Here is a 23,139-nt window from a genome sequence, read left to right as displayed (position 1 = left end):
ACGACTGAAGACCCTAAGAGGCCTCACGCCGTTCGAGCATGTCGTCCGATGCTGGACAGAAGAGCCCGAACGATTCACAAACGATCCGACCCATCACATACCGGGACTAAACAACTAGGTCCCTTTCGAGCACGGCAAGGTCCGACAGCAGTTGTTGATCGACTGCGGTCTTGCGATCCACCTGCTTCGTTTTGATCCAGAACTGCCCGGTCTCCATGGCGAAGCGGCCAGCAAGCGCGTCGAGTTCCTCCAGTTCGGATGCGATCGTAAGGAAGGTTGCGAGACGGTTCTGGGCCGGATCGGCCTCCGGCCGCGGGCGACCGAAGCCGTTATAGAGATCGATGCGATTCGGCGACACGATCCAGAGTAGGGGCGCGAAACCCTCATTCCAGATCTCCTGACGCCAAGCGGCCAAATCCGCCTCGGCAGGCGGGCTCGAAGTGAACTTGAAATAGACCGTCAGCGAAGACTGACCGCGCCACAGGGCATCAGGTGTGAAGGATCGGCCTCGGCGGCTCAAGCGCGCTTCGTCACCCAATAGAACGCCCGGCGCAGCTTCGCCTTCGGCCATATAGCCGGTCGCCGACAGGACTTGTTGAAGGGCCGCGTTAGTCATCGTCCCGTCTTCACCATCTGGGGCGCGAAGGGCAGAGCCGCTTGCGCCGAAGCGGGGGCAAGCGGCATCACTCTCTGGCTCAAATCGTGGATGAGCTGGTCGCAAGGAACAACGAAAGTCGGATCTTTAAGCTGCTTGGCGTCAAGGTCCGATCCGGCTACCAATCGCGCCGTCTGGGCGTCAATCAAAGCGATAGAGCCCTCAAGCTCAGAGGGACGAGCCTCTGACAGGGCGCGAAAAAGCGCGTCCATACTGTGCCCGATATCACTGATGCGAACATGGAAGTCGCCGGTGATCCGCCGCGTGATTGCCAGTCCTAGAATGTCTGCAAAGGTAAAACGGGCCGCTTTGCCCGGCTTGGCGGCCAGATAGCTCACTGCCTTGCGCCATGCGCGTACCTCACCCGGCGATACGCGGGCGAGATCGCGCGCTTGCTCCTGCGTAAACTGAATCGTTTGCAGCGACATGAATGCTTGTCGCAAACGACAGGAAAATACGCAAGATGCAACGCTTCGATTTTCGTATAGCTCCGCCCTCGGGGAAGCACTCTCGTCTGCGTCTGAAGGGGCGCTACAACGAGTGGCAGGTTGCTAAGCGAGATGTCGGTTCTCTAGCTTTCCTTTACGAAAGCCGCCAGTCTGAAGTCGGCCCATCTCCTTCTCAACAGGACGGGTCCGACGGATGGAAAGGAAATCCTTCGGTAGTGGGGATAGATGTCGTACTCGCTTCCGACGTCGGGCTAGACCGTAGCTGTATCCGAGGACGGGTTGAGCCAGTCAGCCGGGCGGAAGATCGAGGACGTAGCGGGCCATCATGTTGCGCATCACCTCGGTCGAGCCGCCGAAAATGGTGGTGGGGCGGGCGGCGAGCCAGGTTCCGGCGGCGTGAAGCTTCGGGTCGCCGCCCTCCGGCTCGCGCAGGGCCGCGCTCTCTCCGGCAAGTTCCATCATCTCCTCGGAGATGCGCTGGTAGAGTTCGCTCTGGAAGATCTTGAGCATGGCGACGTCGGGACCGATCGCTTCGCCGCCGCGCAGCTTGTCGACATAGGTCTCGAAAAGATCGGCGAGGTCGTCGACATCCATCTTCAGCCGCGTGTAGCGGTCGCGCAGCGCCGGATCGCCGAAGACGCCGCGGGCCTCGGCGAGATGGCGGAGCCGCGCGAGCGCGTTCCCCGACAGCCGCGGTGCGCCGATGAACACCCGCTCGTGCCCGAGCAGCGCCTTGGCGATCGCCCAGCCCTGGTTCTCTTCGCCGACGAGGCTGTCGGCGGGAACCCGCACGGCGTCGAAAAAGACCTCGCAGAACTCCGCATGGCCTTCGAGATTGCGTATCGGGCGGACGGTGATGCCCGCGGCGTCCATCGGGACCAGCAGGAAGCTGATGCCGGCCTGCTTCTTCACCGTCTTGTCGGTGCGCGCGAGGATGAAGATGCGGTTGGCGTCCATCCCGAGCGTCGTCCAGGTCTTCTGCCCGTCGATCACCCATTCCTCGCCATCGCGCACGGCCTCGGTCCGCACGTCGGCTAGATCGGAGCCGGCGTCTGGCTCGCTGTAGCCCTGCGCCCAGATATCCTCGCCGGAGAGGATCCGCGGCAGGTAGAACGCCTTTTGCGCTTCAGTGCCGTATTTCATCAGCAGCGGTCCCAGCATCACCGGACCGATGTCGTGGACACGGGCGCAGCCGTGGCGCTCAAACTCCTCGATGAGGACGAGATGCTTGCCGGGCCCGAGCGCCATACCGCCCCATTCGCGCGGCCATGTCGGGCAGATCCAGCCCGCGCGCGACAGGGCCATGTACCAGGGCTTCACCTCGTCCCAGTGCAGCCGGCGCTGGACGAAGCGGGGAATGTCGGGATAGGCGTCTGCAACAAAGCGGCGCACGCGTCCGCGAAAGTCGTCGTCGCTCATCGCCTCGAAATCAGGCAGGTCCGCAGCCGGATAGACGGGCGTTTGGGACGGGCTCGCGCTCATGCGGCGCTCCTCTCGCTTGCCGAAAAGTGCCGGCCGCGATGCAGCCGCGCCGAACCGAACCGGTTGGCCGCCGCGATCGCCCCGGACACGATGAGCCCGATGTCGGCTTCCTCGGTTATGCCGATCGCGCCGTGCATCTGCACCGCCTCGCGCGCCATCAGGAAGGCGAGCGAGGCCGCCCGCGCCTTGGTGCGTGACACGGCAGCCGCACGCACCGAGGGCGGCGCGCCGGCGTCGATGCGGGCCGCCGTCCTCTGCACGGTGGCGCGGCAGAGTTCGAGCTCGATCTTCAAGGCGGTCGCGCGGTGCTGCAGGGCCTGGAAGCTTCCGATCGGCCGGCCGAACTGTCGGCGGATCCTGAGATAGTCGAGCGTCATGTCGATCCCGCGCTCGGCGAGGCCGAGGAGATAGGCAGACTGCGACAGGACGGCCTCGTCCAGCGCCTTGTCGGCATCGTCGACGGGCAGCCATTCCGCGGCGACGTCCCGAAAGGTCAACGTCGCCTCGAAGGTGCCGTCCTGCAGCGCCGCCGTCTCGATCTGCAGGCCGTCGGCATCGGCAGGGACGATCGCCACACCTTCCGCGCCAAGCACGGCGAAGACGTCGGCTCCGGCACCACCTGCGACGTGCCGCTTCACGCCGGAGAGGCGACCCGATGCGGAGGAGAGGCCGGCGAAGTCGAGGCTGTCCGTACGGTCCTGCCAGCCGGCGACGGCCACATGGCGTCCATCCATGATCTCGGGAGCCGCCCGTCCGGCAAGCAGCCGCTGGGCGAAGAGGGCGTCGATGATCGGCTCGGGAATCAGTCCGCGGCCGAGAGCCGAAACCAGCGCCGTGCACTCGCGCATGCCGAGGCCGGCTCCGCCCTGATCCTCGGGCAGGACAAGCTGCAGCCAGCCCATGGCGCCCATCTCGGCGAAGACCGCCCGCGAGAAGCCTGGCAGCTGAAAGCGCTGGGCGCGCACGCGGGCGATGGCGCCATCGGCCGGCACGATCGCGGCAGCGCTGTCGACGATCATGCGAGCGTTTTCGACCCAGCTTTCCACGTCGGGCTCCTCCCATAAAGCTAATATGATATCTTATTAGATTAAAAGGGGCGGTCAAGCTGGCAAGACGCTTGAAAGGTGCCTGCCGACCGTTCATAACACATAAAACTAGCATAACCGATGATGAGAGGGGAAAGGGGCCGCATGCCGATCGAATTCGAGGTCGCCGACCACATTGCAGTGGTCCGGCTGAACAACCCGCCGGTCAATGCCGTCACGCTCGCGCTCTATGAAGAACTCGGCGCCCTGTTCGAGGCGGTCGGGCGGCGTGACGACGTCAATGTCGTCATCTTCACCTCGACCGGAGAGCGGGCCTTCTGTGCCGGGCTCGACCTGAAGGAGTTTCTCGCGGCCACCGTCGACGAGGATCCTGCCCGGGCCGCCGTCGTGCGCAAATCCTTCGCACAGGTGCGGCTGTGCGACGTGCCGGTTATCGGCGCGATCAACGGGCCCGCGCTCGGCGCCGGCGCGGTGTTCGCCTCGGTCTGCGATATCCGCATCGCGTCGAGGAAGGCGACCTTCGCCATGCCGGAGATCAATGTCGGGCGCTGCGGCGGCGGGGCGCATATGGGGCGGCACCTGCCGCAGGGCTGGCTGCGGCGCATGTTCTTCACCGGCCAGCCGATCGACGCGGAGACCGCCTGGCGGCTCGGCTTCGTTCAGGAGGTCGTGGAGCCCGATGCGCTGATGGACGCCGCCATGGAGATGGCGCGCACGGTCGCGGCGAAGGCGCCGCTCGGCCTGCGCATGGGCAAGCGCTCGCTGAACGAGATCGAGGACATGCCCGTCGAGCCGGGCTACGAAATCGAGCAGAGCTATTCCACCCGGCTGATGGCGACCGAGGATGCGCGCGAGGCGACGCGGGCCGTCGTCGAGAAGCGGTCGCCGGTCTTCAAGGGGCGTTGAGCAATGGTTCGTGACGACTTGGTCGAGGTTCCGGAAACGGACATCTTCTGCCGCGTCGAGAGAACCCGGCACGCGGCGCCGTGGATCGTCTTCTCGAACTCGCTCGTCACGGATCTCTCGATCTGGGACGCGCAGGCCGACGCGCTGAAGGACCGGTTTCAGGTCCTGCGCTACGATCAGCGTGGCCATGGGCGCACGTCGCCGGGCGAAAGCGCGCCGGACATGCCGCGTCTTGCCGCCGACCTCCATGCCGTCCTTGATCACTTCGGCATCGAGCGCTGCACCTTCGTCGGGCTGTCGATGGGCGTGCCGACCGGGCTTACCGCGTACGGGATGCGGCCGGAGCGGTTCGGGCGGCTCGTGCTGTCCGACGGACAGGCGAAGACCGCCGCGACCGGTGCCGCGACCTGGGCCGGCCGGATCGCCTTCGCGAAGGAGCACGGCATGGACGGCTATGCCGAGGACACAGCCAGGCGCTGGCTGCAGCCGGACAATGCGGCGGGGCCGAAGGGCGAGGCGTTGCGCAGGATGGTCGCGGCCACGCCGCTTAAGGGTTTCATCCATGGCGCGACGGCGCTGCAGGACTACGATCAGGAAGCGGTCCTCCGCCGGATCGCCTGTCCGCTTCTGGTGATCGCGGGCGCGGAGGATGGCGCCATGCCGTCGTCCATGGCGGCGACCTTCGGCGGCGTGCCGGGGGCGCGGGTGGGGATCATCCCTCAGGCGGGGCACGTTCCCAATTTCGAGCAGCCCGATGCCTTCAACGCGGTGCTGCTCGACTTTCTCGGAGTCGGGGCCTGATCGCGCGGGGGTTCGGTTCCCGTGCATCCGACCGGCAGACAGAGCGGGAGACGGCATAAAACATAAAACTATATAATTGATCTTTTGATGCGAGGCGGCTAGACTTCATTGCGAATGACGCGCTCGCTTTCGGGGGAGGAAGCCTGATGAAGCTGCACTGGTCACCGCGTTCGCCATTCGTGCGAAAGGTCATGATCGTGCTCCAGGAAACCGGCCTGGCGGAACGGGTCGAGTGCGTACGCTCGCCGGTGATGATGGCCGGCGCCGCCAATCCGGACGTCCTCGCCGACAATCCTCTCGGCAAGATCCCGACGCTGGTCCTTGAAGACGGCACCGCGCTGTTCGATTCCCGCGTCATCTGCGAGTATCTCGACCAGATTGCCGGCGACCGTCCGGAGCGGCTCGTGCCGACGGGCGGCGAAGAGCGCATCGCGTGCCTGCGCTGGCAGGCCTTCGGCGACGGGCTGACCGACATCCTGCTCCTCTGGCGCATCGAGATGGCGCGGGGCGAGCAGCGCAGCGAGGTGATATCGCAGGCATTCGAGGCGAAGGTGCGGGCGAGCCTGGCCCGGCTCGAAGCCGAAGTGCCGATGCTGGAGGCAAGGCCGTTCGGCCTCGGGCATATCGCCGTCGCCTGCGCTCTCGGACAGCTCGACTTCCGCTTCGCGTCGAGCAACTGGCGGCCGGCGCATCCGCGCCTCGCCGCCTGGATCGACGCGCTCGACCGGCGCCCGTCGCTCGCCGAATCCAAGGCCAGGGACGACGGCGCGCTCGCAATGGGCGACATCGTCATGCCGCTCGTCTTCGAGGCGGCATAGTGGCGGGCCCGCTCTCCCACATCCGCGTCCTCGATCTCAGCCGGATCATGGCAGGGCCCTGGGCCGGCCAGATCCTGGCCGATCTCGGCGCCGACGTCATCAAGGTCGAGCGGGCAGGCGCCGGCGACGATACGCGCCGCTGGGGGCCGCCCTATCTGGCCGATGCAGAGGGGCAGGAAACGCGCGAATCCGGCTATTATCTCTCGGTCAATCGCGGCAAGCGCTCGGTGGAGCTCGATCTGGCGAGCGCCGAGGGACAGGCGGCCGTGCGCGCGCTTGCCGCGACGAGCGACATCCTGCTGGAGAACTTCAAGGCCGGCAGCCTTTCGCGCTACGGGCTGGGTCCGAAGGATCTCACGGCGCTGAACCCGCGGCTCGTCTACTGCTCGATCACCGGCTTCGGCGCCGATGGTCCGCGCGCGAAGGATGCCGCCTACGACTTCATGATCCAGGGCATGGGCGGNTCTCACGGCGCTGAACCCGCGGCTCGTCTACTGCTCGATCACCGGCTTCGGCGCCGATGGTCCGCGCGCGAAGGATGCCGCCTACGACTTCATGATCCAGGGCATGGGCGGACTGATGAGCGTCACGGGCGGCCCGGACGGGGCGCCCGGCGGTGGTCCGCAGAAGGTCGGCGTGCCGATCGTCGACATCATGACGGGGATGTACGCGACGATCGGCGTTCTCGCGGGGCTGGCGCGCCGCGCCGAGACCGGCAAGGGCGACGTCATCGACCTTGCCATGCTCGACGTCTCGGCCGCGATGCTGGCGAACCAGGCGATGAACTACCTCGTCTCGGGAAAGGTGCCGGTCCGGCGAGGCAACCGTCATCCGAACATCCAGCCGCAGGACGTTCTGCCGGTGAAGGACGGGCACATCGTCCTGGCCGTCGGCAATGACGAGCAGTTCGTCCGCTTCGCCGAGGTGATCGGGCGGCCCGAACTGTCCGGCGACGAGCGCTTCCGCACCAACCGGGCGCGGGTCGAGAATCTCGACGTCCTGATGCCGGCGATCGAAGCGGCGCTGGCGGAAAGGGGCGTCGAGGAGTGGGTGCAGGCCCTGTCCGCGGCGGGTGTGCCCTGCGGGCCGATCAACACCGTCGACCGGGTCTTCGAGGACCCGCAGATCCGGCACCGGGCGATGGTGCGCGACCTGCCGCATCCCCTGTCGGGCTCGCTGCGGCAGGTGGTGAGCCCGCTGCGCTTCGAGAACGCACCGCTCGCCTTCGAGCGGCATGCGCCGCTTCTCGGCGAACATACGGCGGAGGTGCTGTCGGCCCTCGGTCTCGACGACAGCCCCGAGGGAGCCTGACCGCATGGACGCGAGAAACCTCACCGCGCCCCGTATCCCGCTGCCCGGGCCGGATGCCCTGAGCCCGGCGCAGCGCAAGGTGTTCGACAGCATCGTCACCGGCCGGCGCGGCGCGCTGGTGGGGCCGCTGCGCGCCGCCCTCCACAATCCGGACCTCGCGGAGCGCTGGCACAGGCTCGGCGAGATCCTGCGGTTCGACACGGTGCTGCCGCCGGCGCTCAACGAGCTGGCGATCCTGGTGACCGCCCGGCGCTGGAACTCCGAGCTCGAATGGACCATCCATTCGCGCGCCGCGCGCCAGGCGGGGCTTTCCGAGGCGGTGATCACTGCGATCCGCCGGGGCGAGCCCCCGGCCTTCGACGATCCCGCCGCGGCCGAGATCTACGACTATGTCAGCGCCCTGCAGACCTCCGGTCAGGTCTCGGATGCCGTCCATGCGGCGGTGACCGCGCGCTGGGGCGTCGTCGGCGTCGTCGAGCTGACCGCCGTCACCGGCTACTATTCGATGGTGGCGATGACGCTCAACGCCCACCGCATTCCGCTGCCCGAAAGCGAGACGCCGGAACTCTATCCCGGCGGCGAGACCCCGCCCGGCGCTCTGAGCGACATCCCGGTGCGGCGCAGCTGAGCAACGGCGGACGGCGAGGGAGGCGCCCGACATGACAGACCCGACGATCATCACCTGCGCGGTCACCGGCTCCAGCCTTGTGCCCTCGATGTCCCCGCATCTGCCCTGGCGGCCGGAGGATATCGCGGCCCAAGCCACGGAGGCCGCGGACGCCGGTGCCGCGATCCTGCATCTGCACGCCCGCGATCCTGAGGACGGGCGGCCGAGCAACGACCTCGGCCCGTGGCGCGACATCGTCGGCGGCATCCGCGAGCGCTGCGACGGCGTGATCAACATGTCCGCCTCCCGCGGCTCGACCGCCGAGGAGCGGCTGTCGGCGGTCATCGAGCTTCGGCCGGAGATCGCCACGGTCATCGTCGGTTCGATGAACTACGGCCGCTTCGCCAAGGCGAGCGACCAGAAGGCCTCGGCCTTCGCCCATGACTGGGAGCGCGAACTCCTCGCCGGAGAGGGCGTGCGCGAAGTCGTCACCTCGAACACCTTCGGCAAGATCGGCCGGATGATCGACATGCTGATCGATGCCGACATCGCGATGGAGTTCGAGTGCTACGACGTCGGGCACCTGCATATCCTCGACCACCACCTCTCCACCCGCACCGTCAGGCGACCGCTGATCATCCAGTTCCTGACCGGCATCCTTGGCGGCATCACCTCCCATATCGATCATCTCGTGCATCTCAGGCAGACCGCCGAGCGCCTGTTCGGCCGCGATTGCGCGCTGTTCACCCACGGCACCGGAACCGGCAACATGCGGGCGGCGATCAGCGGCGCCCTGATGGGCACGCATCTGCGCGTTGGCCTGGAGGACAATCTCTTCGAGCGGGAGGGTGTCCTCTACCGTTCGAATGCCGCGCAGGTGGAGAAGATCCGCAAACTCCTGCACGAGCTCAACTTCCGGCATGCAAGCGTTCCGGAAGCGCGCTCGCTGCTCGGCCTGCCCGGCAGGACGGCATGATCTCCAGCTGGCGCATCGGCGCGGCGACCGTCACGGCGCTGTCGGAATATTACGGCCCGGTCCACGTGCCGGACAGGCTGTTCCCGAAGCTCGAGCGCGCCGTTCTCGCCGAGCATCGCGATAAGCTCGAAGGCCGGCACTGGTACGAGGCGATCGATCGTCTGGTGATCTCCGTGACGATCTGGATCGTCAGGCTCGGCGGCCGGACGATCCTCGTCGACACCGGCATCGGCAACGGCAAGACGCGTCGCACCCCGCGCGCCAACATGATGAACACCGTCGTGCCGGACTGGCTGGCCGCCGCCGGAGCGGCCCCGCACCAGGTCACGGACGTCGTCATGACGCACCTTCACGCCGACCATGTCGGCTGGAACACGGTGCGCCAGGGCGACCGGTGGGTCCCGACCTTTCCGGACGCCGCCTATCACATACCGCGCGCCGACTTCGACTGGTTCGAAGCTCTCGACCGGCGCGGCGAGGCGAGCGACGGCGGCTCGTTCCAGGACTCGGTCATGCCGGTCGTGAGGGCTGGGCAGGTGCGATGGACGACACCCGGCGACAAGGTCGCCGGAACCTTCAAGGCGGTCGGGGCCGCCGGCCATACGCCGGGTCAACTGGCGCTGTGGCTCCGCTCCGAGGGGCGGACCATCGTCTTCTGCGGCGACGTCCTGCATCATCCCGTCCATGTGCTGCGGCCGGACTGGAACTCCTCCGTCGACATCCAGCCGGAGACGGCGGCGGCCACCCGGGCGGCGCTCCTGGCCGAGGTCGCGGACCGCGACATCGCCGTCGCGCCGTGCCACGTCGCTCCGCCGCACCTGATGTTCGTGCGCCGCTTCAAGGCAGGATATTCGTTCGAACCCGCGCGGTTCGGCAGCGCGTTGCCGGAGGCGGCGGGGCCACTGGAATTCCGGGAGATCGCATGAGCCGAGGCGTTTGCTTTGACGACGTAAAAGCTATATAACTAGACTATAAAACGTTCCTGATGGACCCCGGTGTTCCCGGTGCCATCACTGCTCGGGAGGCAAGGCATGGGGAACATAGGGCTGAAGCTTGGATCCACGGTCGTCGCGGCTGCCATCGGATTGACTGCGGCCTTGGCCGCGGCGCCGGCCGATGCGGCGTCGCAGGAGCTGGTTCAGGCGGCGGAGAAGGAGGGGACGGTCGTCTGGTACACCTCGATGATCGTCGACCAGGCGGTCCGTCCGCTGGTCGCGGCCTTCGAGAAGAAATATCCGAAGATCGACGTCCAGTTCTCGCGGGCATCGAGTTCCGACACGGCCTTGAAGATCGTCAACGAGTCGTCCGCCGGACACGTCATGGGCGACGTCTTCGACGGCAACGGCGCCTATATCGTGCTGCGCCCGGCGAACCTCGTGGAACCTTATGTCGCCGATTCCGCCGCCGAAATCCCTGCCGAATACAAGGGCCCTGACGGCTACTGGGCGGCGCCGAACGTCTATTACCTCTCGGCGGCGATCAACACCGACATGGTCTCCAAGGACGATGCGCCGAAGACGTATCAGGATCTGCTCGATCCGAAATGGAAGAACCAGATGGTCTGGTCGGTCGTGCCGCAGGAGTCGGGCGCGCCGGGCTTCATCGGCAACATCCTGATGACGATGGGCCAGGAGAAGGGGATGGACTATCTCCACAAGCTCGCCGCCCAGAAGATCACCAACATGGACACGAGCCAGCGCACCGTGCTCGACCGGGTCATCGTCGGCGACTTTCCGCTCGCCCTGATGACCTACACGCACCATTCGCCGATCAGCGCCGCCAAGGGCGCCCCGGTCGACTGGCTGCGCATGGAGCCGGTGATCGCCAGCCCCAATACGGTCGGCCTCGTGCGCGGCGCTCCGCATCCCAATGCCGGCAAGCTCCTGATCGACTTCATCCTGTCCAAGGAAGGGCAGACTGTGCTCGCCAAGGGCATGTACCTGCCGACCAATCCGAACGTCGCGGCGAAGGTCCCGGATCTGATGGCCAACGGACCGCGGCCCTTCAAGGTCACCATGATGACGCCGGAGGTCGTTTCGGAAGGGCTTCCGAAGTGGATCAAGATCTTCAATCAGCTTTTCCGCTGAAGAAGACGGACGCACGCCGTCGGGCGATGGGAGGAAAGCATGAACAGACGTGAAGTGACCTTCGGCCTCGGCGCACTCGCCGCATCCGGCCTGTTTCCCTGGACGCGGGCGCATGCCGCCGGTCCTGACCTCGTCGCGGCGGCGGAGGCGGAGGGCAAGGTCACCTGGTATACGACGATGATCGTCGACCAGTCCGTGCGCCCGCTGGCCGCCGCGTTCATGAAGAGATACCCCAAGATCGCCGTCGAGTTCACCCGTGCCGGCTCCGGCGACACGGCGCTCAAGATCATCAACGAAGGTCAGGCCGGCCGGATGATGGGCGACGTCTTCGACGGCACGGCGACCTTCTCCTCCGTCATGCCCGCCGGCTTCGTCGAACCCTACAAGCCGGACAGCGCTGCGGCCTATCCGGACAAGTTCAAGGCCGCAGACGGCAGCTGGCATGCGCTGAACTTCTATTACCTGACGGCGGCCTACAACACCGACCTCGTCTCGGCGGACGAGGCGCCGAAGACGTTCAACGACCTCCTCGATCCGAAATGGAAGAACCAGCTCGTCTGGTCGGTCGTGCCCGAGCCCGTCGCCGCACCGGGTTTCCTCGGCAACATGCTGATGGCCAAGGGCGAGGAGCAGGGGATGGCTTATCTCGACAAGCTCGCCGCCCAGAAGGTCACCAACATGAACTCCTCGCAGCGTACGGTCCTCGACCGGGTGATCGTCGGCGACTTCCCGATGGGCCTCATGGTGTTCAACCACCATGTCGCGATCTCCAAGGCCAAGGGGGCCCCCATCGAATGGCTCCATATGGAGCCGCTGGTGTCGAGCGCGAGCCTTCTCGGCCTGATCAAGGGCGCACCGCACCCCAATGCCGGCAAGCTGTTCATCGACTGGCTGCTGTCCGACGAGGGGCAGAGGGTGCTCGCCTCGACCAACTATCTTCCGAGCCGGCCTGGCGTCGACGCGGCCATCCCGACGCTGCTGCCGACCGGGCCGAAGCCCTTCGAGACGACGTTCATGTCTCCGACCATCGTCGCGGACAACCTCAAGACCTGGATCGGGCTGCTCGACAAGAAGTTCATGTGAGACGCGCCTGCGTCTCGCCGAAGCTTCGCGCTGCGGGAAAGAGAGAAGATGACGATCGAACAGGATTGGCCGCGCGTATCCCAGCAGAAGGCCGGTGCGCGCGCCTCGTGGCTGAGGCTGGATCAGACGCGTGTGCTCGTCATCGCTCTTGCGATCATCCTCGGCATCCTCGTCGCCCCGCCGGCGATCATCCTCCTGCTCCGCTCGCTGTCGATCACCAATCCGGACGCGACTGTCGGCGGCTGGACGCTGACGCACTACCTGCGCTTCTTCACCAATCCCGACCTCTACCGGACGCTCGTCAACTCGCTGACATTCGCGCTCTTCTCGACGGTGGTGGCGCTGCTGTTCGGGGGCACGCTGGCCTGGCTGGTCGAGCGCACCAACACGCGCTTCAAGGCGCTCGCCTATCTGACCACCGTCATCTCGATGGGCACGCCCTACATCCTCTATGTCAGCGCCTGGCTGTTCCTGCTCGGCCGCTCCGGCCCGTTCAACGACGCCTGGCGCACGATGACCGGAACGCGGCAGGTGCTGTTCAACCCGTACTCGCTCACCGGAATGATCCTGATCGAGGGCTTCCTGTGGTCGCCGCTGGTCTTTCTCCTCCTGTCCTCGACCTTCCGCTCCGCCAACGCCGATCTTGAGGAAGCGGCGCGGATGAGCGGGGCGGGCGTCCTGCGGACGGTCTGGTCGGTGTCGATCCGGATGGCGACCCCGGCGATCGCGGCGCTGGCGCTCTTCGTCTTCATCCGCGCCATCGAAGCGTTCGAAGTGCCCGCGCTCGTCGGCATGCCGGGCAATGTCGACGTGCTGACCACGGACGTCTACCGCTCGATCAAGGAGTCGATCCCGCCGGATCTCGGCTATGCCAGCGCCTATTCGGTCGTGCTGCTCGTCGCCGTCGCCATCCTCCTGCACTTCTACGGCAAGCTGTCGCGCAATGCCGGCCGCTATTCCACGGTCACCGGCAAGGGCTACCGGCCGCGCCAGTTCGATCTCGGCAAGTGGCGCCCCGTCGGCGACGCGCTGGTGATCTTCAATTTCCTGATCGTCCTCGTCCTGCCGCTGCTGGCGCTGCTGTGGCTGTCACTGCTGCCCTACATGCGGCCGATGCGGCCTTCGGGGGTCGCGCAGTTCAGCCTCGCCAACTTCGCGACCGTGCTCTCCTCCGAATACTACCGCACGCTCGCCATCAACACGCTGATCGTCGGCGTCGTGGCGGCGTCGGTCGGGATGATCCTCGCGCTGTTCACCGGCTGGCTGAGCGCAAGGCGAAAGGCCGGGGCGCAGTTCGTGGATCAGCTGGCGACGATGCCGCTGGTGTTTCCCGGCATCGTCATGGGCGTCGCCTTCCTGATGATCTTCCTGTCGGTGCCGCTGCCGATCTACGGCACCATCTGGGCGCTGGCGATCGCCTACACCGTCCGCTACCTGCCCTATGGACTGCGCTACACCTATGCGGGCGTGCTGCAGATTTCCAACGAGTTGGAGGAAGCGGCCGGGGCTTCGGGGGCGACGCCGCTGCAGAGCCTGCGGCGGGTGATTGCGCCGCTCCTGTCGCCTGCGCTCCTGTCCGGCTGGCTGTTCATCTTCCTCATCGCCACCAAGGAACTGGCGGTCGCCGTGCTTCTGTCCGGTCCGAGCAGCCCGGTCGTCGCGGTCGGCATGTACGACCTGTGGGTGAACGGCCAGGGCGGGGAACTGGCGGCCTTCGGCCTGATCTGGGCGGCCGTCATGACGCTGGTGGCCTCGGTCTTCTACCTCGCCGGCGGCCGGGCCGGCGGTGCCGGTGCGCATTGATCCGGGGAGGGATCGCCATGCTGAAACTCGAGAAACTGACCAAGGTCTATCCCGCCCGGCCCGGCGAGTTCGCCGGCGGCATCCGCGATGCCGACATCGACCTCTCGGCGGGAACGTTCTTCACCCTGCTCGGGCCGTCGGGATGCGGCAAGACGACGACGCTCCGATGCATCGCCGGTCTGGAGACGCCCGATTCCGGCCGCATCATCGTCGGCGGAACGCCGCTCTACGACCGGCAGGCCGGGATCGCCGTTCCGCTGCATCGGCGCAATATCGGCATGGTGTTCCAGTCCTATGCGATCTGGCCGCACATGAGCGTCTTCGAGAACGTCGCCTTTCCCATGCGTGTCTCGAAGGACCGGCGCTATAGCGGGGCGGAGATCAAGACGGCGGTGGGCGAGGCACTCGATATCGTCGGCCTCGGCGGCTATGCGCAGCGCTCGGCGACGCAGCTTTCCGGCGGCCAGCAGCAGCGTGTCGCGCTGGCCCGGGCGATCGTCCACCGGCCGAAGCTTCTGCTTCTCGACGAGCCGCTCTCCAATCTCGACGCCTCGCTGCGCGAGGAAATGCGCCTGGAACTCAAGCGCCTGCAGCGCGAACTCGGCATCACCGCGGTCTACGTCACGCACGACCAATCGGAGGCGCTGGCGATGTCGGACGTCATCGCGGTCATCGAAAAGGGCCGGATGGTTCAGGTCGGTTCGCCGCGCGATATCTATTTCAGCCCCGTCAACGAGTTCGTCGCGGGCTTCGTCGGCCACACGAACATCCTGCGCGGACGCGTGGGGGCGGACGGTGCCGGTGTCGGGCCCTGCCGTTCGGTCCGGCTCGAAGGCGGCGGGGAGATCCGCTGCCGGGCCCGTAACGGCGTCGGGCCCGACGTCGCCATCTCGATCCGGCCGGAGGACATCGTCCTAGACGCCGGTGCCGGTCCTGCGGCCGCCGCGGACGGTACCCAGAACGTCCTGCGCGGCGAGGTCACGGCGGCGAGCTTTCTCGGCAACGTCGTCCATTACGAGATCCGGCCGGAGAACTCCGCGCAGATCTTCCGGGTCGAGGCCGCTCCGGCGACGCCCTTCGATCTCGGCAGTGCGGTTACGATGCGGTTCCCGCCGGAAGCCGCCCTCGCGGTCGCCAGAGGTTGACGCGCATGTTCTACGATCCGCGGACCGACGCCCACGGCCTGCCGCACAATCCCTGGACGGCCCTCGTGACGCCGAGGCCGATCGGCTGGATCTCCAGCCGCGCGCCCGACGGCACGCCGAACCTTGCCCCCTACAGCTTCTTCAATGCCGTCGCCGGTACCCCGCCGATGGTGATGTTCTCTTCCACCCCGCGCAAGCATTCGCTGGAGAACATCGAGGCTGCAGGCGAATTCGCCGTCAATGTCGCAACCTTCGAGCTTCGCGAGGCGATGAACCTGTCTTCGGCAACGGTCGGCGCCGATATCGACGAGTTCCAGCTGACCGGCCTGACGCCCGCCCCCTGCCGGAATATCGCGGCGCCTTGCGTGGCCGAGAGCCCGATCTCGCTGGAATGCATCCTCTACCAGACGATCCCGCTGGTCCCGAAGAGCGGTCTCGCCTGCGCCACGACCGTGGTCATCGGCGAGGTCGTGGGCATCCACATCGCCGATAGCGTCCTGACCGAGGGGCGCGTCGACACGACCCGGGTCCGCCCGCTCGCGCGGCTCGGCTACATGGACTATTCCGTCACCGACAGGGTCTTCGAGATGCTGCGCCCCGATCCGGACCTGGCGCTGGCTGAGGCCCGCGAGAAGGGCTGGATCGACGCCGATCCTGCCTGACCCGTGCCGGCCGGGCCCCCGCTCCGTGCGAGGACGATCCGCGTTCATGCTCCGCGCCCCGTCCTCCTCCTGCGCGCCCGGGGAGGCGGTTCAGCGGGCAGCGCCTGCCGCCTTCAGCGCGGCGATTTCCTCGGACGAATAGCCGATCTCCGCGAGCACGGCATCGGTGTGGGCGGCAAAGACCGGGGGCGGCAGATCGGCGCCCGTCGACGTGGCGGAGAAGCGGACCGGGTTGCGGATCATCCTGATCGGGCCGGCCTTCGCATGCTCGGCTTCGACGATGAGGTCTCGCGCCTTCACCTGATCCATCTCGAAGACGTCGGCGAAGCTGTTGAGCGGACCGGACGGGATGCCGGCTTCTTCCAGGCGGGCAAACCAGGCGTCGGCGACGTCCGCCTTCAGGCGGTCGGCGAGCAGGGGGATCAGGACGTCGGCGTTCTCGACGCGCAGAAGGTTGGTCGCAAAGCGCGGATCGTCGGCAAGCTCGCCCAGGTCGAGCAGGACCGCCAAGCGGCGGAACTGGGCGTCGTTTCCGACCGCGATCATGATCGGCCGGTCGGCGCAGTCGAAACTCTGCCACGGGCAGGTGATCTGCGATGCGGTGCCGTTTCGCCGCGGCAGCGTGCCGGACGACAGCCAGTTCATAGCCATGTGCGAGGCCGCATGGATCTGCGTGTCGAGCAGCGCGATGTCGATCGCCTGGCCGAGGCCGGAGACCGCGTCGCGATGCGCGATCGCCGCGAGAATCGCCGAGACCGCGTATTGCCCGGCCGTGATGTCGGAGATGGAGTAGCCGACGAGGGCGGGGCCGGCGCCCGGATGCCCGTCCGGCTGGCCGGTGATCGAGAGGACGCCGCTCATCGCCTGGAAGATCGGGTCGTAGCCGGGCCGCGCCGCCATCGGTCCGGTCTGCCCGAAGCCGGTGATCGAGCAGTAGACGATGCGCGGGTTGCGCTTGGCGACCGCGACGGCGTCGAGACCGAACCGGGCGAGGTTGCCGACCTTGAAGTTCTCGATCAGGATATCGGCCCCGTCGACCAGCCGCAGCAGGGCTTCCTGGCCGGCCGCGGTCGACAGGTCGAGCGCGACGGAGCGCTTGCCCCGGTTCATCGCGAGGAAGGACGAGGTCTCGCCGGTCGGCCGGCCGTCCGCGCCGAGATGCGGCACGCCCATGCGGCGGACGTCGTCGCCGCCCTTGACGTGCTCGACCTTGATGACGTCGGCGCCGAAATCCGCAAGCATCTGGGCGGCCCACGGCCCCGCGAAGACGCGGCTGAGGTCGAGTACCCTGAGATGCGACAGCGGCCCCGCCATGTCTTCCTCCGAAAAACCTATATGATGCACTTATCACATATCGGTCTTGGCAATCCCGTGTCAAACGCCCATAGTCTGCGTTGCGTTGGCCCTTCCCGAGTTGTTGCGGTAAGGCCTTGGCGCCTGCAATTCGTCCACTCGCACAGGGCAGCCCGATGAGCGACACCGCCGAAGTCTCGACCGCCCAGGCGCTCCGCAAGAGCCCGGTCGCGCGCTACATCCAGCTGGCCAGCCTGTTTCGCCGCCGGATCGACAATGGCGAGTGGGAGGTCGGCACGCGCATGCCGACCGTCGAGGAGCTGGCGGCGCAGTGCGGCGTTTCCAACATGACCATCCGCCAGTCCCTCGACATCCTCGAAGGCGAGGGTCTGATCGAGCGCTACCGGGCCAAGGGAACGTTCGTCACCAGCCGCCCCAAGCGCGACCTGTGGTGTGAGGTCCATACCGACTGGTCCGGCCTCCTTATCGCGCGGGAGAATGCCGAGATCGAGATCCTGTCGGACAAGCGCGACATCGAGCTGCCCTTCGTGGAGGATCAGGTCGGCGAAGCGGCGCCGGCCTACCGGCATCTGCGTCGCCGGCATTCGCGCGACGGCTCCGCCTTCCTCCTGACCGACGTCTATCTCGACGAACGCCTGGCGGGGCAGGTGCCGGAAGAAGCCTATACGACCAAGACGGCGATGCGCCTCGTCGCCGACATCCCGGACGTGAAGATCGTCGACGCCCGGCAGGTGATGACGATCGGCATGGCCGATCTCGAAACCGCCACGCGCCTCAACATTCCGCTGGGCGAGCCCATCGCCAAGGTGAAGCGCCTTGCCGTCGACGAGGCGGGGACGCTGATCCTGGTGGCGAACGGCCTTTATCGCGGGGATCTCGTGAAGATCGCCGTCAAGCTCCGCTGACCGCTGCGCCCTCTTGACGAGGCTGGCGCTTCTCCTGCTTATGCCGTAAAGCTAGCTTAAAGCATATGCGGAGGATCGCGTGGATCAGTTCGGCGCCGGTACGGTTACAGTCAGACGGGACGGCGAGGTCGCGATCGTCGTCATCGACAATCCGCCGGTCAATGCGGGCAGCCACGCCGTGCGCCGCGGCCTGCTCGACGCCTTCGCGGCAGTCCGCGAGATGAGCGGTATCGAGGGTGTGGTGCTGGCCGGCGCGGGCGGGACGTTCGTCGCCGGATCCGACCTGAAGGAGTTCGGTGCGCCGCTGGGTGAGCCGCAGCTGCCGAGCGTGATCGCGGCGATCGAGGAGCTTCCGGTTCCCGTCGTCGCGGCACTCGACGGTGCGGCACTCGGCGGCGGGTTCGAGCTGTCGCTCGGATGCGACGGCAGGGTGGCCGCGCCGGGCACGATGGTGGGCCTGCCGGAAGTCTCGCTCGGCATCGTGCCGGGGGCCGGCGGCACGCAGCGCCTGCCGCGCCTCGCGGGCTTGCCGGAATCGCTGAAGCTCATCTGCTCCGCGCGGCGGCTGCCGGCCGAAGAGGCGCTGAAGCTCGGCCTGATCGACGAAATTGCGGGCGACGACCTGCGCGGGGCCGCGGGCAGACTCGCCCGGCGGCTCGGCGGCAAGCGCAGGGTGCGCGATCGGGCGGTGCCGCCGTCCGACCCGGACGCCGTCGCGGCGGCAAAGCGCGAGGCGCTGAAGACCGGCAAGCATCGTCCGGCCGCGCTCGAGGCGGCCCGGCTCGTGGAACTGTCGGCGACGACGTCGGTCGCGGGCGCCCTGATCGAGGAGCGCCGGGTCTTTCAGGATATCCGCCTGAGTGCCGAGGCCGTGGCGCTTCGCCATATCTTCTTCGCCGAGCGGGAGGCCGGCCGCGTGAGCGGGCTCGCGGCGAAGCCGCGGGACATCCGCCGCATCGCGGTGATCGGTGCCGGCACCATGGGGGTGGGGATCGCCTATGCGCTGCTGCGGGCGGGCTGCGACGTCGCCCTGGTCGAGTTGAACCCGGAAGCGCTGGCAAGGGGTCGCGAGCGTATCGCAGGGCTCGTCTCCGACGATGCGGCGAAGGGCCGGATCGGCGAGGCGGCCGTTGCCGGCATGATGGGGCGGCTCTCGGCCTCTTCGGATCTCGATGCCGCGTCCACGGCCGATCTGGTGATCGAGGCCGTGTTCGAGGACATGGGCGTGAAGGCGAAGCTCCTCTGCGATCTCGACCGGATCGTGCCGCCGCAGACCATCCTCGCCTCCAATACCTCCTATCTCGATCTCGACAGCCTGGCGGGCGCGAGCGGCCGGCCCGATCGGGTCGTCGGCCTGCACTTCTTCAGCCCGGCGCATGTGATGAAGCTGCTCGAGGTGGTGCGGGGCGCGGCGACCTCCGACGAGACACTCGCCACCGGGCTCGCCCTCGGCCGCAAGCTGAAGAAGACGGCGATCGTCGCCGGGGTCGGGGAGGGCTTCGTCGGCAACCGCCTTTATGCCGCCTATCGCGGCCAGGCGGAGATGCTGGTGGAGGACGGAGCGCTGCCCTGGCAGGTGGATGCGGCGCTCGAAGCCTTCGGCATGGCGATGGGCCCGTTCGCCGTTTCGGACCTCTCCGGTCTCGACATCGCCTGGGCGCGGCGCAAGCGGCTTGCCGCGACCCGCGATCCTGCCGAGCGCTATGTCCGACTGCCGGACATGCTTTGCGAGGCCGGGCGGCTGGGGCGCAAGACCGGTGCCGGCTGGTACCGCTACGATGGCGGCGAGCGCCGCCCCGATCCGGACGTCGAACGCCTCATCCTCGACGAGGCAGCGGCTGCCGGCCGGACGCGGCGACCGGTTCCGGACGCCGAGTGCCGCGACCGCCCGCTGGCCGCGCTTGTCAACGAGGCGGCGCTGGCCCTCGACGAGGGCATCGCCCAGCGCCCCGGCGACATCGACGTCGCCTTCGTCAACGGCTACGGCTTTCCCCGTTGGTTCGGCGGCCCGCTCTGGTGGGCGGCGCATGAAGGCCGGAGCGCGGTGCTCGCCGCGTTGCCGCAAGTCAAGGCTGCCGCCGGTGCCGGCTTCAGGCGGGGCAAGGTCGAGGCCTTGCTGACCGACATCGCCGGATGACCGGGCAGTGGCCGGGGACGCGATCGTCCAGTTATAAAAGTCAATGAATTGACATATTAGCTTTTTGGTCGCAAACTCCCGGCGGCAGCGATAGGCGGATGTTCTCCCGCAGTCGCCGCAGGCCGCGACGGACACTTCGCCGCCGTGCATCCCGCAACCGCAATGCAGGGCCCGCCATGGGACAGACCATCGTCCAGAAGATCGTCGCGCGTGCTGCCGGACTGCAGCGGGTGGAACCCGGCGAATATGTCAACGTCACCCCCGACTACACCTGCTGCCAGGACATTTCCTGGCCGGCCCGCAAGAAGATCATGCAGGACGCCGGCGTCGACCGGCTCGCCCGCCCGGACAAGCTCGTCATGGTCGTCGACCACACGACCTCGGCCGGCATGGGCACCGTCTACCACCGCAATCACGGCGAGATGCGGCGCTTTGCCGAGGCGACCGGTGCGAACTTCTACGGCCCGGGCTCCGGGCTGCGGCATCAGGTGCTGATCGAAGAGGGCTATGCGCGCCCCGGCCTCCTGGTCTTCACCGACGAGCCGAACATCGCGAGCATCGGCGTCGTCGGCGCGCTGAACCTTGCCATGTCGACCGAGGTCGTCGTCACGAGCGTTCTGAACGAGAACTGGATGGTGGTGCCGCGTCCGGTGAGGATTACGCTGACCGGGCAGCTTCGGCCGGGAGCCGATATCCGCGACCTTGCCCAGCTCATCATCCGCGACTTCGCCCGGACCGACCATCTGAGCCAGGCCTGCGTGCAGTATGACGGGCCGGGCGTCGCGTCGCTGTCGCTCGACGAGCGGCAGGCCTTGCTCGCCTGCACCTATCACGCCGGCGCCGACACCGCGCTGATGCCGGTGGACGCGCTCGCGCTGCGTTATGCCGAAGTGCGCGCCGGCGGCCGTTTCTTCGAGGTATTCGCGGACGATCCCGACGCCGTCTTCCACCACGAGGCGGTCTACGACCTGTCCGAGGTCGAGCCGATGGTCACGGAGCCGCCCGAACTCTTCGGCGCCGTCAGCGTCGGTGCCGTCTCCGGCCGCCGCATCGATCAGGCGGCCATCGCTTCCTGCGCCAGCGCCCGGATGGACGATCTGCGCGCCGCGGCCGCCGTTCTCAACGGCCGGCGAATCGCGCCGCACGTGACCATGTACATCACCCCGGCGAGCCGGGAGATCTATGCCGAGGCCGGCCGGGAAGGCCTTCTCTCCATCTTCGCCGAAGCGGGCGCCACGGTGCTCGCGCCGGGCTGCACCACCTGCTGGGGCTACGAGGGCTTCCTCAACGACGGCGAGGTTTCCATCACGACGCAGCAGATGAACTACAACGGCCGCAACGGCAGCCGGTCGGCGAGCGTCTACCTCGCTGGGCCGGCGGTGGTCGCCGCCTCCGCGGTCGCCGGTGCGATCGCCGATCCGCGCGATCTCCTTGCGAAGGGGGAGCGGGCGGCATGAGTGCGATCCGAGGACGTGTCTGGAAGTTCGGCGACAATGTCGGCGCGGATGACGGCATCATCCAGTTCTCGAAGGTGACCGATCTCGGCTCTTACGACGTGCCGGCGCTGAAGGCGATGCTGTTCGTCCTCCTCGATCCGGGTTTCCCGACCAAGGTGAGGGCCGGGGACATCGTCGTCGCGGGGAAGAATTTCGGCCACCACAGCCATCCGCATGCGGGCGTCGCCATGCGCGAATCGGGGATCAGGGCCTGCGTGTGCGAGTCCACCGACTCGGCCTTCGTACGCAAGATCCTCAACATCGGCCTTCCCGTCGTTCCGTGCCCCGGCGTCGGCCGTCTGGTGGAGACCGGCGACGAACTGGAGCTCGACCTTGCCGCCGGCACGGTCCGCAATCCGTCGACCGGCGAAAGCCTCGCCTTCAGGGCCTATTGCGAGAGCATGCTGGAGGTCTGGCGGCTCGGTGGCCTCGCCTCGGCGCTGCGCGAGCGCGTTGCGGCCGCCCGGCGTCCCGGAGGCATCCTGGCAGCGCAGGAGATGTCATGAGTTCCGGCCGGATCCTCCTTCTCGCCCCGATCCCGCCCGAGGTGCGCGATCGGCTGGCGGCGGAAAACGAGCTTGTGTCTTATGAGAAGGGCGCGTCGGCGCCGGGCTTCGAGATTGCCGTGACCACCAGCATGGCCGGGGCAAACGCGGCGCTGTTCAACCTCGTGCCGGACCTGAAGCTCCTCCTGTGCAACGGCACCGGGCTTGACGCCATCGATGTCGCCGAGGCCGGGCGGCGCGGCATCGTGGTGCGCAACACGCCCGACGAGGTGGTGTCCGACACGGCCGATTTCGCCATCGGGCTGCTTTATGCCGTCGGCCGGCGGATCGCCGAGGGCGACCGCTTCGTGCGCGCCGGGCGCTGGGGCGCCGAACGGCTGTCGCCGGCCCGCCGGGTCAGCGCCATGACCATCGGCATCGTCGGGCTCGGCAAGATCGGCCAGACGATCGCCGCGCGGGCGTCCGGCCTCGGCATGACCGTGCTCTACACCGGGCCGCGCCGGAAGGACGGCGTGCCCTTCGAATATGTCGGCGATGTCTTGGAACTCGCGGAGCGCGTCGATGCGCTGATCCTCAGCTGTCCGGGTGGCGCCGAGACGCGGCATCTCGTCGATCGGGCCGTTCTCTCGCGCCTCGGGCCTGACGGGATCGTGGTGAACGTGTCGCGCGGCAGCGTCGTCGACGAGGCGGCGCTGATCGCCGCGCTGGAGAGCAAGTCGATCCGCGGCGCGGGCCTCGACGTCTTCGACCGGGAGCCGGCGCTGGACGCGCGGTTTACGGGCCTCGAGAACGTCGTCCTGTCGCCTCACTACGCCGCGGTGACCCTGGAGACGAGAGCCGCCATCGGCGAGGCGCTGGCCGGCGCTGTGCGCGATTTCCGGGCGGGCCGCAAGGGCGCCGGCGCGGCGCAATGATGGCCCCGCGGCAGACGGGGCGAGGCACAGGGAGGC

The 23,139-nt window shown here is 67.5% G+C and carries 22 protein-coding genes and 2 pseudogenes; 19 read left to right on the top strand and 5 right to left on the bottom strand.

What is annotated here, in order from left to right:
• Window positions 1-118, top strand: a pseudogene (locus AB5S17_RS19125) (IS481 family transposase); the annotation flags it as partial.
• On the opposite strand, the gene AB5S17_RS19120 reads toward AB5S17_RS19125, so the two are convergent.
• The 4 genes from AB5S17_RS19120 to AB5S17_RS19105 form a co-directional block, all read right to left on the bottom strand.
• Window positions 107-616 (bottom strand): hypothetical protein, encoded by a 510-nt coding sequence (locus AB5S17_RS19120; RefSeq protein WP_369242360.1) that lies wholly within the window; start codon window positions 614-616, stop codon window positions 107-109. The pseudogene AB5S17_RS19125 and the gene AB5S17_RS19120 overlap by 12 nt on opposite strands.
• On the bottom strand, window positions 613-1,083 hold the full coding sequence (locus tag AB5S17_RS19115; RefSeq protein ID WP_369242358.1) for a hypothetical protein: 471 nt from the start codon (window positions 1,081-1,083) through the stop codon (window positions 613-615). The genes AB5S17_RS19120 and AB5S17_RS19115 overlap by 4 nt, the downstream gene beginning before the upstream one ends.
• Window positions 1,084-1,392: 309 nt before the next feature.
• The gene (locus tag AB5S17_RS19110; protein WP_369242356.1) at window positions 1,393-2,586 is read right to left on the bottom strand and encodes an acyl-CoA dehydrogenase family protein; all 1,194 of its coding nucleotides are present in this window, start codon (window positions 2,584-2,586) and stop codon (window positions 1,393-1,395) included.
• Entirely contained in the window at window positions 2,583-3,632 is a 1,050-nt protein-coding gene (locus AB5S17_RS19105) for an acyl-CoA dehydrogenase family protein (RefSeq protein ID WP_369242354.1), read from the bottom strand. Before AB5S17_RS19105 ends, AB5S17_RS19110 begins: the two co-directional genes overlap by 4 nt.
• A gap of 144 nt (window positions 3,633-3,776) precedes the next feature.
• On the opposite strand from AB5S17_RS19105, the gene AB5S17_RS19100 reads away from it, so the two are divergent.
• The 13 genes and pseudogenes from AB5S17_RS19100 to AB5S17_RS19040 all read left to right on the top strand — a co-directional run bounded on the left by AB5S17_RS19100 (window position 3,777) and on the right by AB5S17_RS19040 (window position 15,831).
• Window positions 3,777-4,538, top strand: a complete 762-nt coding sequence (locus tag AB5S17_RS19100; protein ID WP_369242352.1) for an enoyl-CoA hydratase-related protein — start codon at window positions 3,777-3,779, stop codon at window positions 4,536-4,538.
• A gap of 3 nt (window positions 4,539-4,541) precedes the next feature.
• A complete protein-coding gene (locus tag AB5S17_RS19095; RefSeq protein ID WP_369242350.1) occupies window positions 4,542-5,339 on the top strand; it encodes an alpha/beta fold hydrolase in 798 nt (265 codons plus the stop codon).
• A 146-nt stretch (window positions 5,340-5,485) separates the two neighbouring features.
• Window positions 5,486-6,157: a glutathione S-transferase family protein gene (locus AB5S17_RS19090; RefSeq protein WP_369242348.1), complete on the top strand. Its 672-nt coding sequence runs from the start codon at window positions 5,486-5,488 to the stop codon at window positions 6,155-6,157.
• Window positions 6,157-6,620 (top strand): annotated as a pseudogene (locus tag AB5S17_RS19085) (CaiB/BaiF CoA transferase family protein); the annotation flags it as partial. The gene AB5S17_RS19090 and the pseudogene AB5S17_RS19085, both read left to right, overlap by 1 nt.
• A 92-nt stretch (window positions 6,621-6,712) precedes the next feature.
• Window positions 6,713-7,468, top strand: a complete 756-nt coding sequence (locus AB5S17_RS19080; RefSeq protein WP_369242346.1) for a CaiB/BaiF CoA transferase family protein — start codon at window positions 6,713-6,715, stop codon at window positions 7,466-7,468.
• 4 nt (window positions 7,469-7,472) lie between these two features.
• Window positions 7,473-8,096, top strand: a complete 624-nt coding sequence (locus tag AB5S17_RS19075) for a carboxymuconolactone decarboxylase family protein (RefSeq protein ID WP_369242344.1) — start codon at window positions 7,473-7,475, stop codon at window positions 8,094-8,096.
• Window positions 8,097-8,127: 31 nt separating this feature from the next.
• On the top strand, window positions 8,128-9,051 hold the full coding sequence (locus tag AB5S17_RS19070) for a 3-keto-5-aminohexanoate cleavage protein (RefSeq protein WP_369242342.1): 924 nt from the start codon (window positions 8,128-8,130) through the stop codon (window positions 9,049-9,051).
• Window positions 9,048-9,977, top strand: coding sequence for an MBL fold metallo-hydrolase (locus AB5S17_RS19065; protein WP_369242340.1), 930 nt, complete (start codon window positions 9,048-9,050; stop codon window positions 9,975-9,977). The genes AB5S17_RS19070 and AB5S17_RS19065 overlap by 4 nt, the downstream gene beginning before the upstream one ends.
• Window positions 9,978-10,082: 105 nt before the next feature.
• A complete protein-coding gene (locus AB5S17_RS19060) occupies window positions 10,083-11,138 on the top strand; it encodes an ABC transporter substrate-binding protein (RefSeq protein WP_369242338.1) in 1,056 nt (351 codons plus the stop codon).
• 39 nt (window positions 11,139-11,177) lie between these two features.
• Window positions 11,178-12,221, top strand: a complete 1,044-nt coding sequence (locus AB5S17_RS19055) for an ABC transporter substrate-binding protein (RefSeq protein WP_369242336.1) — start codon at window positions 11,178-11,180, stop codon at window positions 12,219-12,221.
• A 48-nt stretch (window positions 12,222-12,269) separates the two neighbouring features.
• The gene (locus AB5S17_RS19050) at window positions 12,270-14,024 is read left to right on the top strand and encodes an ABC transporter permease (RefSeq protein WP_369242334.1); all 1,755 of its coding nucleotides are present in this window, start codon (window positions 12,270-12,272) and stop codon (window positions 14,022-14,024) included.
• A gap of 17 nt (window positions 14,025-14,041) precedes the next feature.
• The gene (locus AB5S17_RS19045; RefSeq protein WP_369242332.1) at window positions 14,042-15,169 is read left to right on the top strand and encodes an ABC transporter ATP-binding protein; all 1,128 of its coding nucleotides are present in this window, start codon (window positions 14,042-14,044) and stop codon (window positions 15,167-15,169) included.
• Between the two features lie 5 nt (window positions 15,170-15,174).
• Window positions 15,175-15,831, top strand: a complete 657-nt coding sequence (locus AB5S17_RS19040; RefSeq protein WP_369242330.1) for a flavin reductase family protein — start codon at window positions 15,175-15,177, stop codon at window positions 15,829-15,831.
• A gap of 90 nt (window positions 15,832-15,921) precedes the next feature.
• Here AB5S17_RS19040 and AB5S17_RS19035 read toward each other — a convergent pair whose 3' ends face one another.
• Window positions 15,922-17,145: a CaiB/BaiF CoA transferase family protein gene (locus tag AB5S17_RS19035; RefSeq protein WP_369242328.1), complete on the bottom strand. Its 1,224-nt coding sequence runs from the start codon at window positions 17,143-17,145 to the stop codon at window positions 15,922-15,924.
• Window positions 17,146-17,300: 155 nt separating this feature from the next.
• Between AB5S17_RS19035 and AB5S17_RS19030 the strand changes: the two genes are divergently transcribed.
• The 5 genes from AB5S17_RS19030 (at window position 17,301) to AB5S17_RS19010 (ending at window position 23,103) form a co-directional block, all read left to right on the top strand.
• Complete coding sequence (locus AB5S17_RS19030) at window positions 17,301-18,050, top strand: GntR family transcriptional regulator (protein ID WP_369242326.1); 750 nt, start codon at window positions 17,301-17,303, stop codon at window positions 18,048-18,050.
• 79 nt (window positions 18,051-18,129) lie between these two features.
• Window positions 18,130-20,187 carry a 3-hydroxyacyl-CoA dehydrogenase NAD-binding domain-containing protein gene (locus AB5S17_RS19025; protein WP_369242324.1) on the top strand — a complete coding sequence of 686 codons (2,058 nt, stop codon included), beginning with the start codon at window positions 18,130-18,132 and terminating at the stop codon, window positions 20,185-20,187.
• Between the two features lie 176 nt (window positions 20,188-20,363).
• On the top strand, window positions 20,364-21,644 hold the full coding sequence (locus AB5S17_RS19020; RefSeq protein ID WP_369242322.1) for an aconitase family protein: 1,281 nt from the start codon (window positions 20,364-20,366) through the stop codon (window positions 21,642-21,644).
• Entirely contained in the window at window positions 21,641-22,189 is a 549-nt protein-coding gene (locus tag AB5S17_RS19015) for a hypothetical protein (protein WP_369242320.1), read from the top strand. Before AB5S17_RS19020 ends, AB5S17_RS19015 begins: the two co-directional genes overlap by 4 nt.
• Window positions 22,186-23,103, top strand: a complete 918-nt coding sequence (locus AB5S17_RS19010) for a 2-hydroxyacid dehydrogenase (protein ID WP_369242318.1) — start codon at window positions 22,186-22,188, stop codon at window positions 23,101-23,103. Before AB5S17_RS19015 ends, AB5S17_RS19010 begins: the two co-directional genes overlap by 4 nt.
• Window positions 23,104-23,139 lie beyond the last annotated feature (36 nt).

It is taken from the genome of Jiella sp. M17.18, from assembly GCF_041027365.1.
Taxonomy (GTDB): Bacteria; Pseudomonadota; Alphaproteobacteria; order Rhizobiales; family Rhizobiaceae; genus VKMB-3413.
The sequence above is the reverse complement of the archived record's forward strand: the minus strand, read 5'-3'. Positions and strand labels throughout refer to the sequence as shown.

Coding starts and splice junctions, on each gene's coding strand:
- AB5S17_RS19120 (WP_369242360.1), bottom strand. CDS start 616: ATGACTAACGCGGCCCTTCAACAAGTCCTGTCGGCGACCGGCTATATG.
- AB5S17_RS19115 (WP_369242358.1), bottom strand. CDS start 1,083: ATGTCGCTGCAAACGATTCAGTTTACGCAGGAGCAAGCGCGCGATCTC.
- AB5S17_RS19110 (WP_369242356.1), bottom strand. CDS start 2,586: ATGAGCGCGAGCCCGTCCCAAACGCCCGTCTATCCGGCTGCGGACCTG.
- AB5S17_RS19100 (WP_369242352.1), top strand. CDS start 3,777: ATGCCGATCGAATTCGAGGTCGCCGACCACATTGCAGTGGTCCGGCTG.
- AB5S17_RS19095 (WP_369242350.1), top strand. CDS start 4,542: ATGGTTCGTGACGACTTGGTCGAGGTTCCGGAAACGGACATCTTCTGC.
- AB5S17_RS19090 (WP_369242348.1), top strand. CDS start 5,486: ATGAAGCTGCACTGGTCACCGCGTTCGCCATTCGTGCGAAAGGTCATG.
- AB5S17_RS19080 (WP_369242346.1), top strand. CDS start 6,713: ATGATCCAGGGCATGGGCGGACTGATGAGCGTCACGGGCGGCCCGGAC.
- AB5S17_RS19075 (WP_369242344.1), top strand. CDS start 7,473: ATGGACGCGAGAAACCTCACCGCGCCCCGTATCCCGCTGCCCGGGCCG.
- AB5S17_RS19070 (WP_369242342.1), top strand. CDS start 8,128: ATGACAGACCCGACGATCATCACCTGCGCGGTCACCGGCTCCAGCCTT.
- AB5S17_RS19065 (WP_369242340.1), top strand. CDS start 9,048: ATGATCTCCAGCTGGCGCATCGGCGCGGCGACCGTCACGGCGCTGTCG.
- AB5S17_RS19060 (WP_369242338.1), top strand. CDS start 10,083: ATGGGGAACATAGGGCTGAAGCTTGGATCCACGGTCGTCGCGGCTGCC.
- AB5S17_RS19055 (WP_369242336.1), top strand. CDS start 11,178: ATGAACAGACGTGAAGTGACCTTCGGCCTCGGCGCACTCGCCGCATCC.
- AB5S17_RS19050 (WP_369242334.1), top strand. CDS start 12,270: ATGACGATCGAACAGGATTGGCCGCGCGTATCCCAGCAGAAGGCCGGT.
- AB5S17_RS19045 (WP_369242332.1), top strand. CDS start 14,042: ATGCTGAAACTCGAGAAACTGACCAAGGTCTATCCCGCCCGGCCCGGC.
- AB5S17_RS19040 (WP_369242330.1), top strand. CDS start 15,175: ATGTTCTACGATCCGCGGACCGACGCCCACGGCCTGCCGCACAATCCC.
- AB5S17_RS19035 (WP_369242328.1), bottom strand. CDS start 17,145: ATGGCGGGGCCGCTGTCGCATCTCAGGGTACTCGACCTCAGCCGCGTC.
- AB5S17_RS19030 (WP_369242326.1), top strand. CDS start 17,301: ATGAGCGACACCGCCGAAGTCTCGACCGCCCAGGCGCTCCGCAAGAGC.
- AB5S17_RS19020 (WP_369242322.1), top strand. CDS start 20,364: ATGGGACAGACCATCGTCCAGAAGATCGTCGCGCGTGCTGCCGGACTG.
- AB5S17_RS19015 (WP_369242320.1), top strand. CDS start 21,641: ATGAGTGCGATCCGAGGACGTGTCTGGAAGTTCGGCGACAATGTCGGC.
- AB5S17_RS19010 (WP_369242318.1), top strand. CDS start 22,186: ATGAGTTCCGGCCGGATCCTCCTTCTCGCCCCGATCCCGCCCGAGGTG.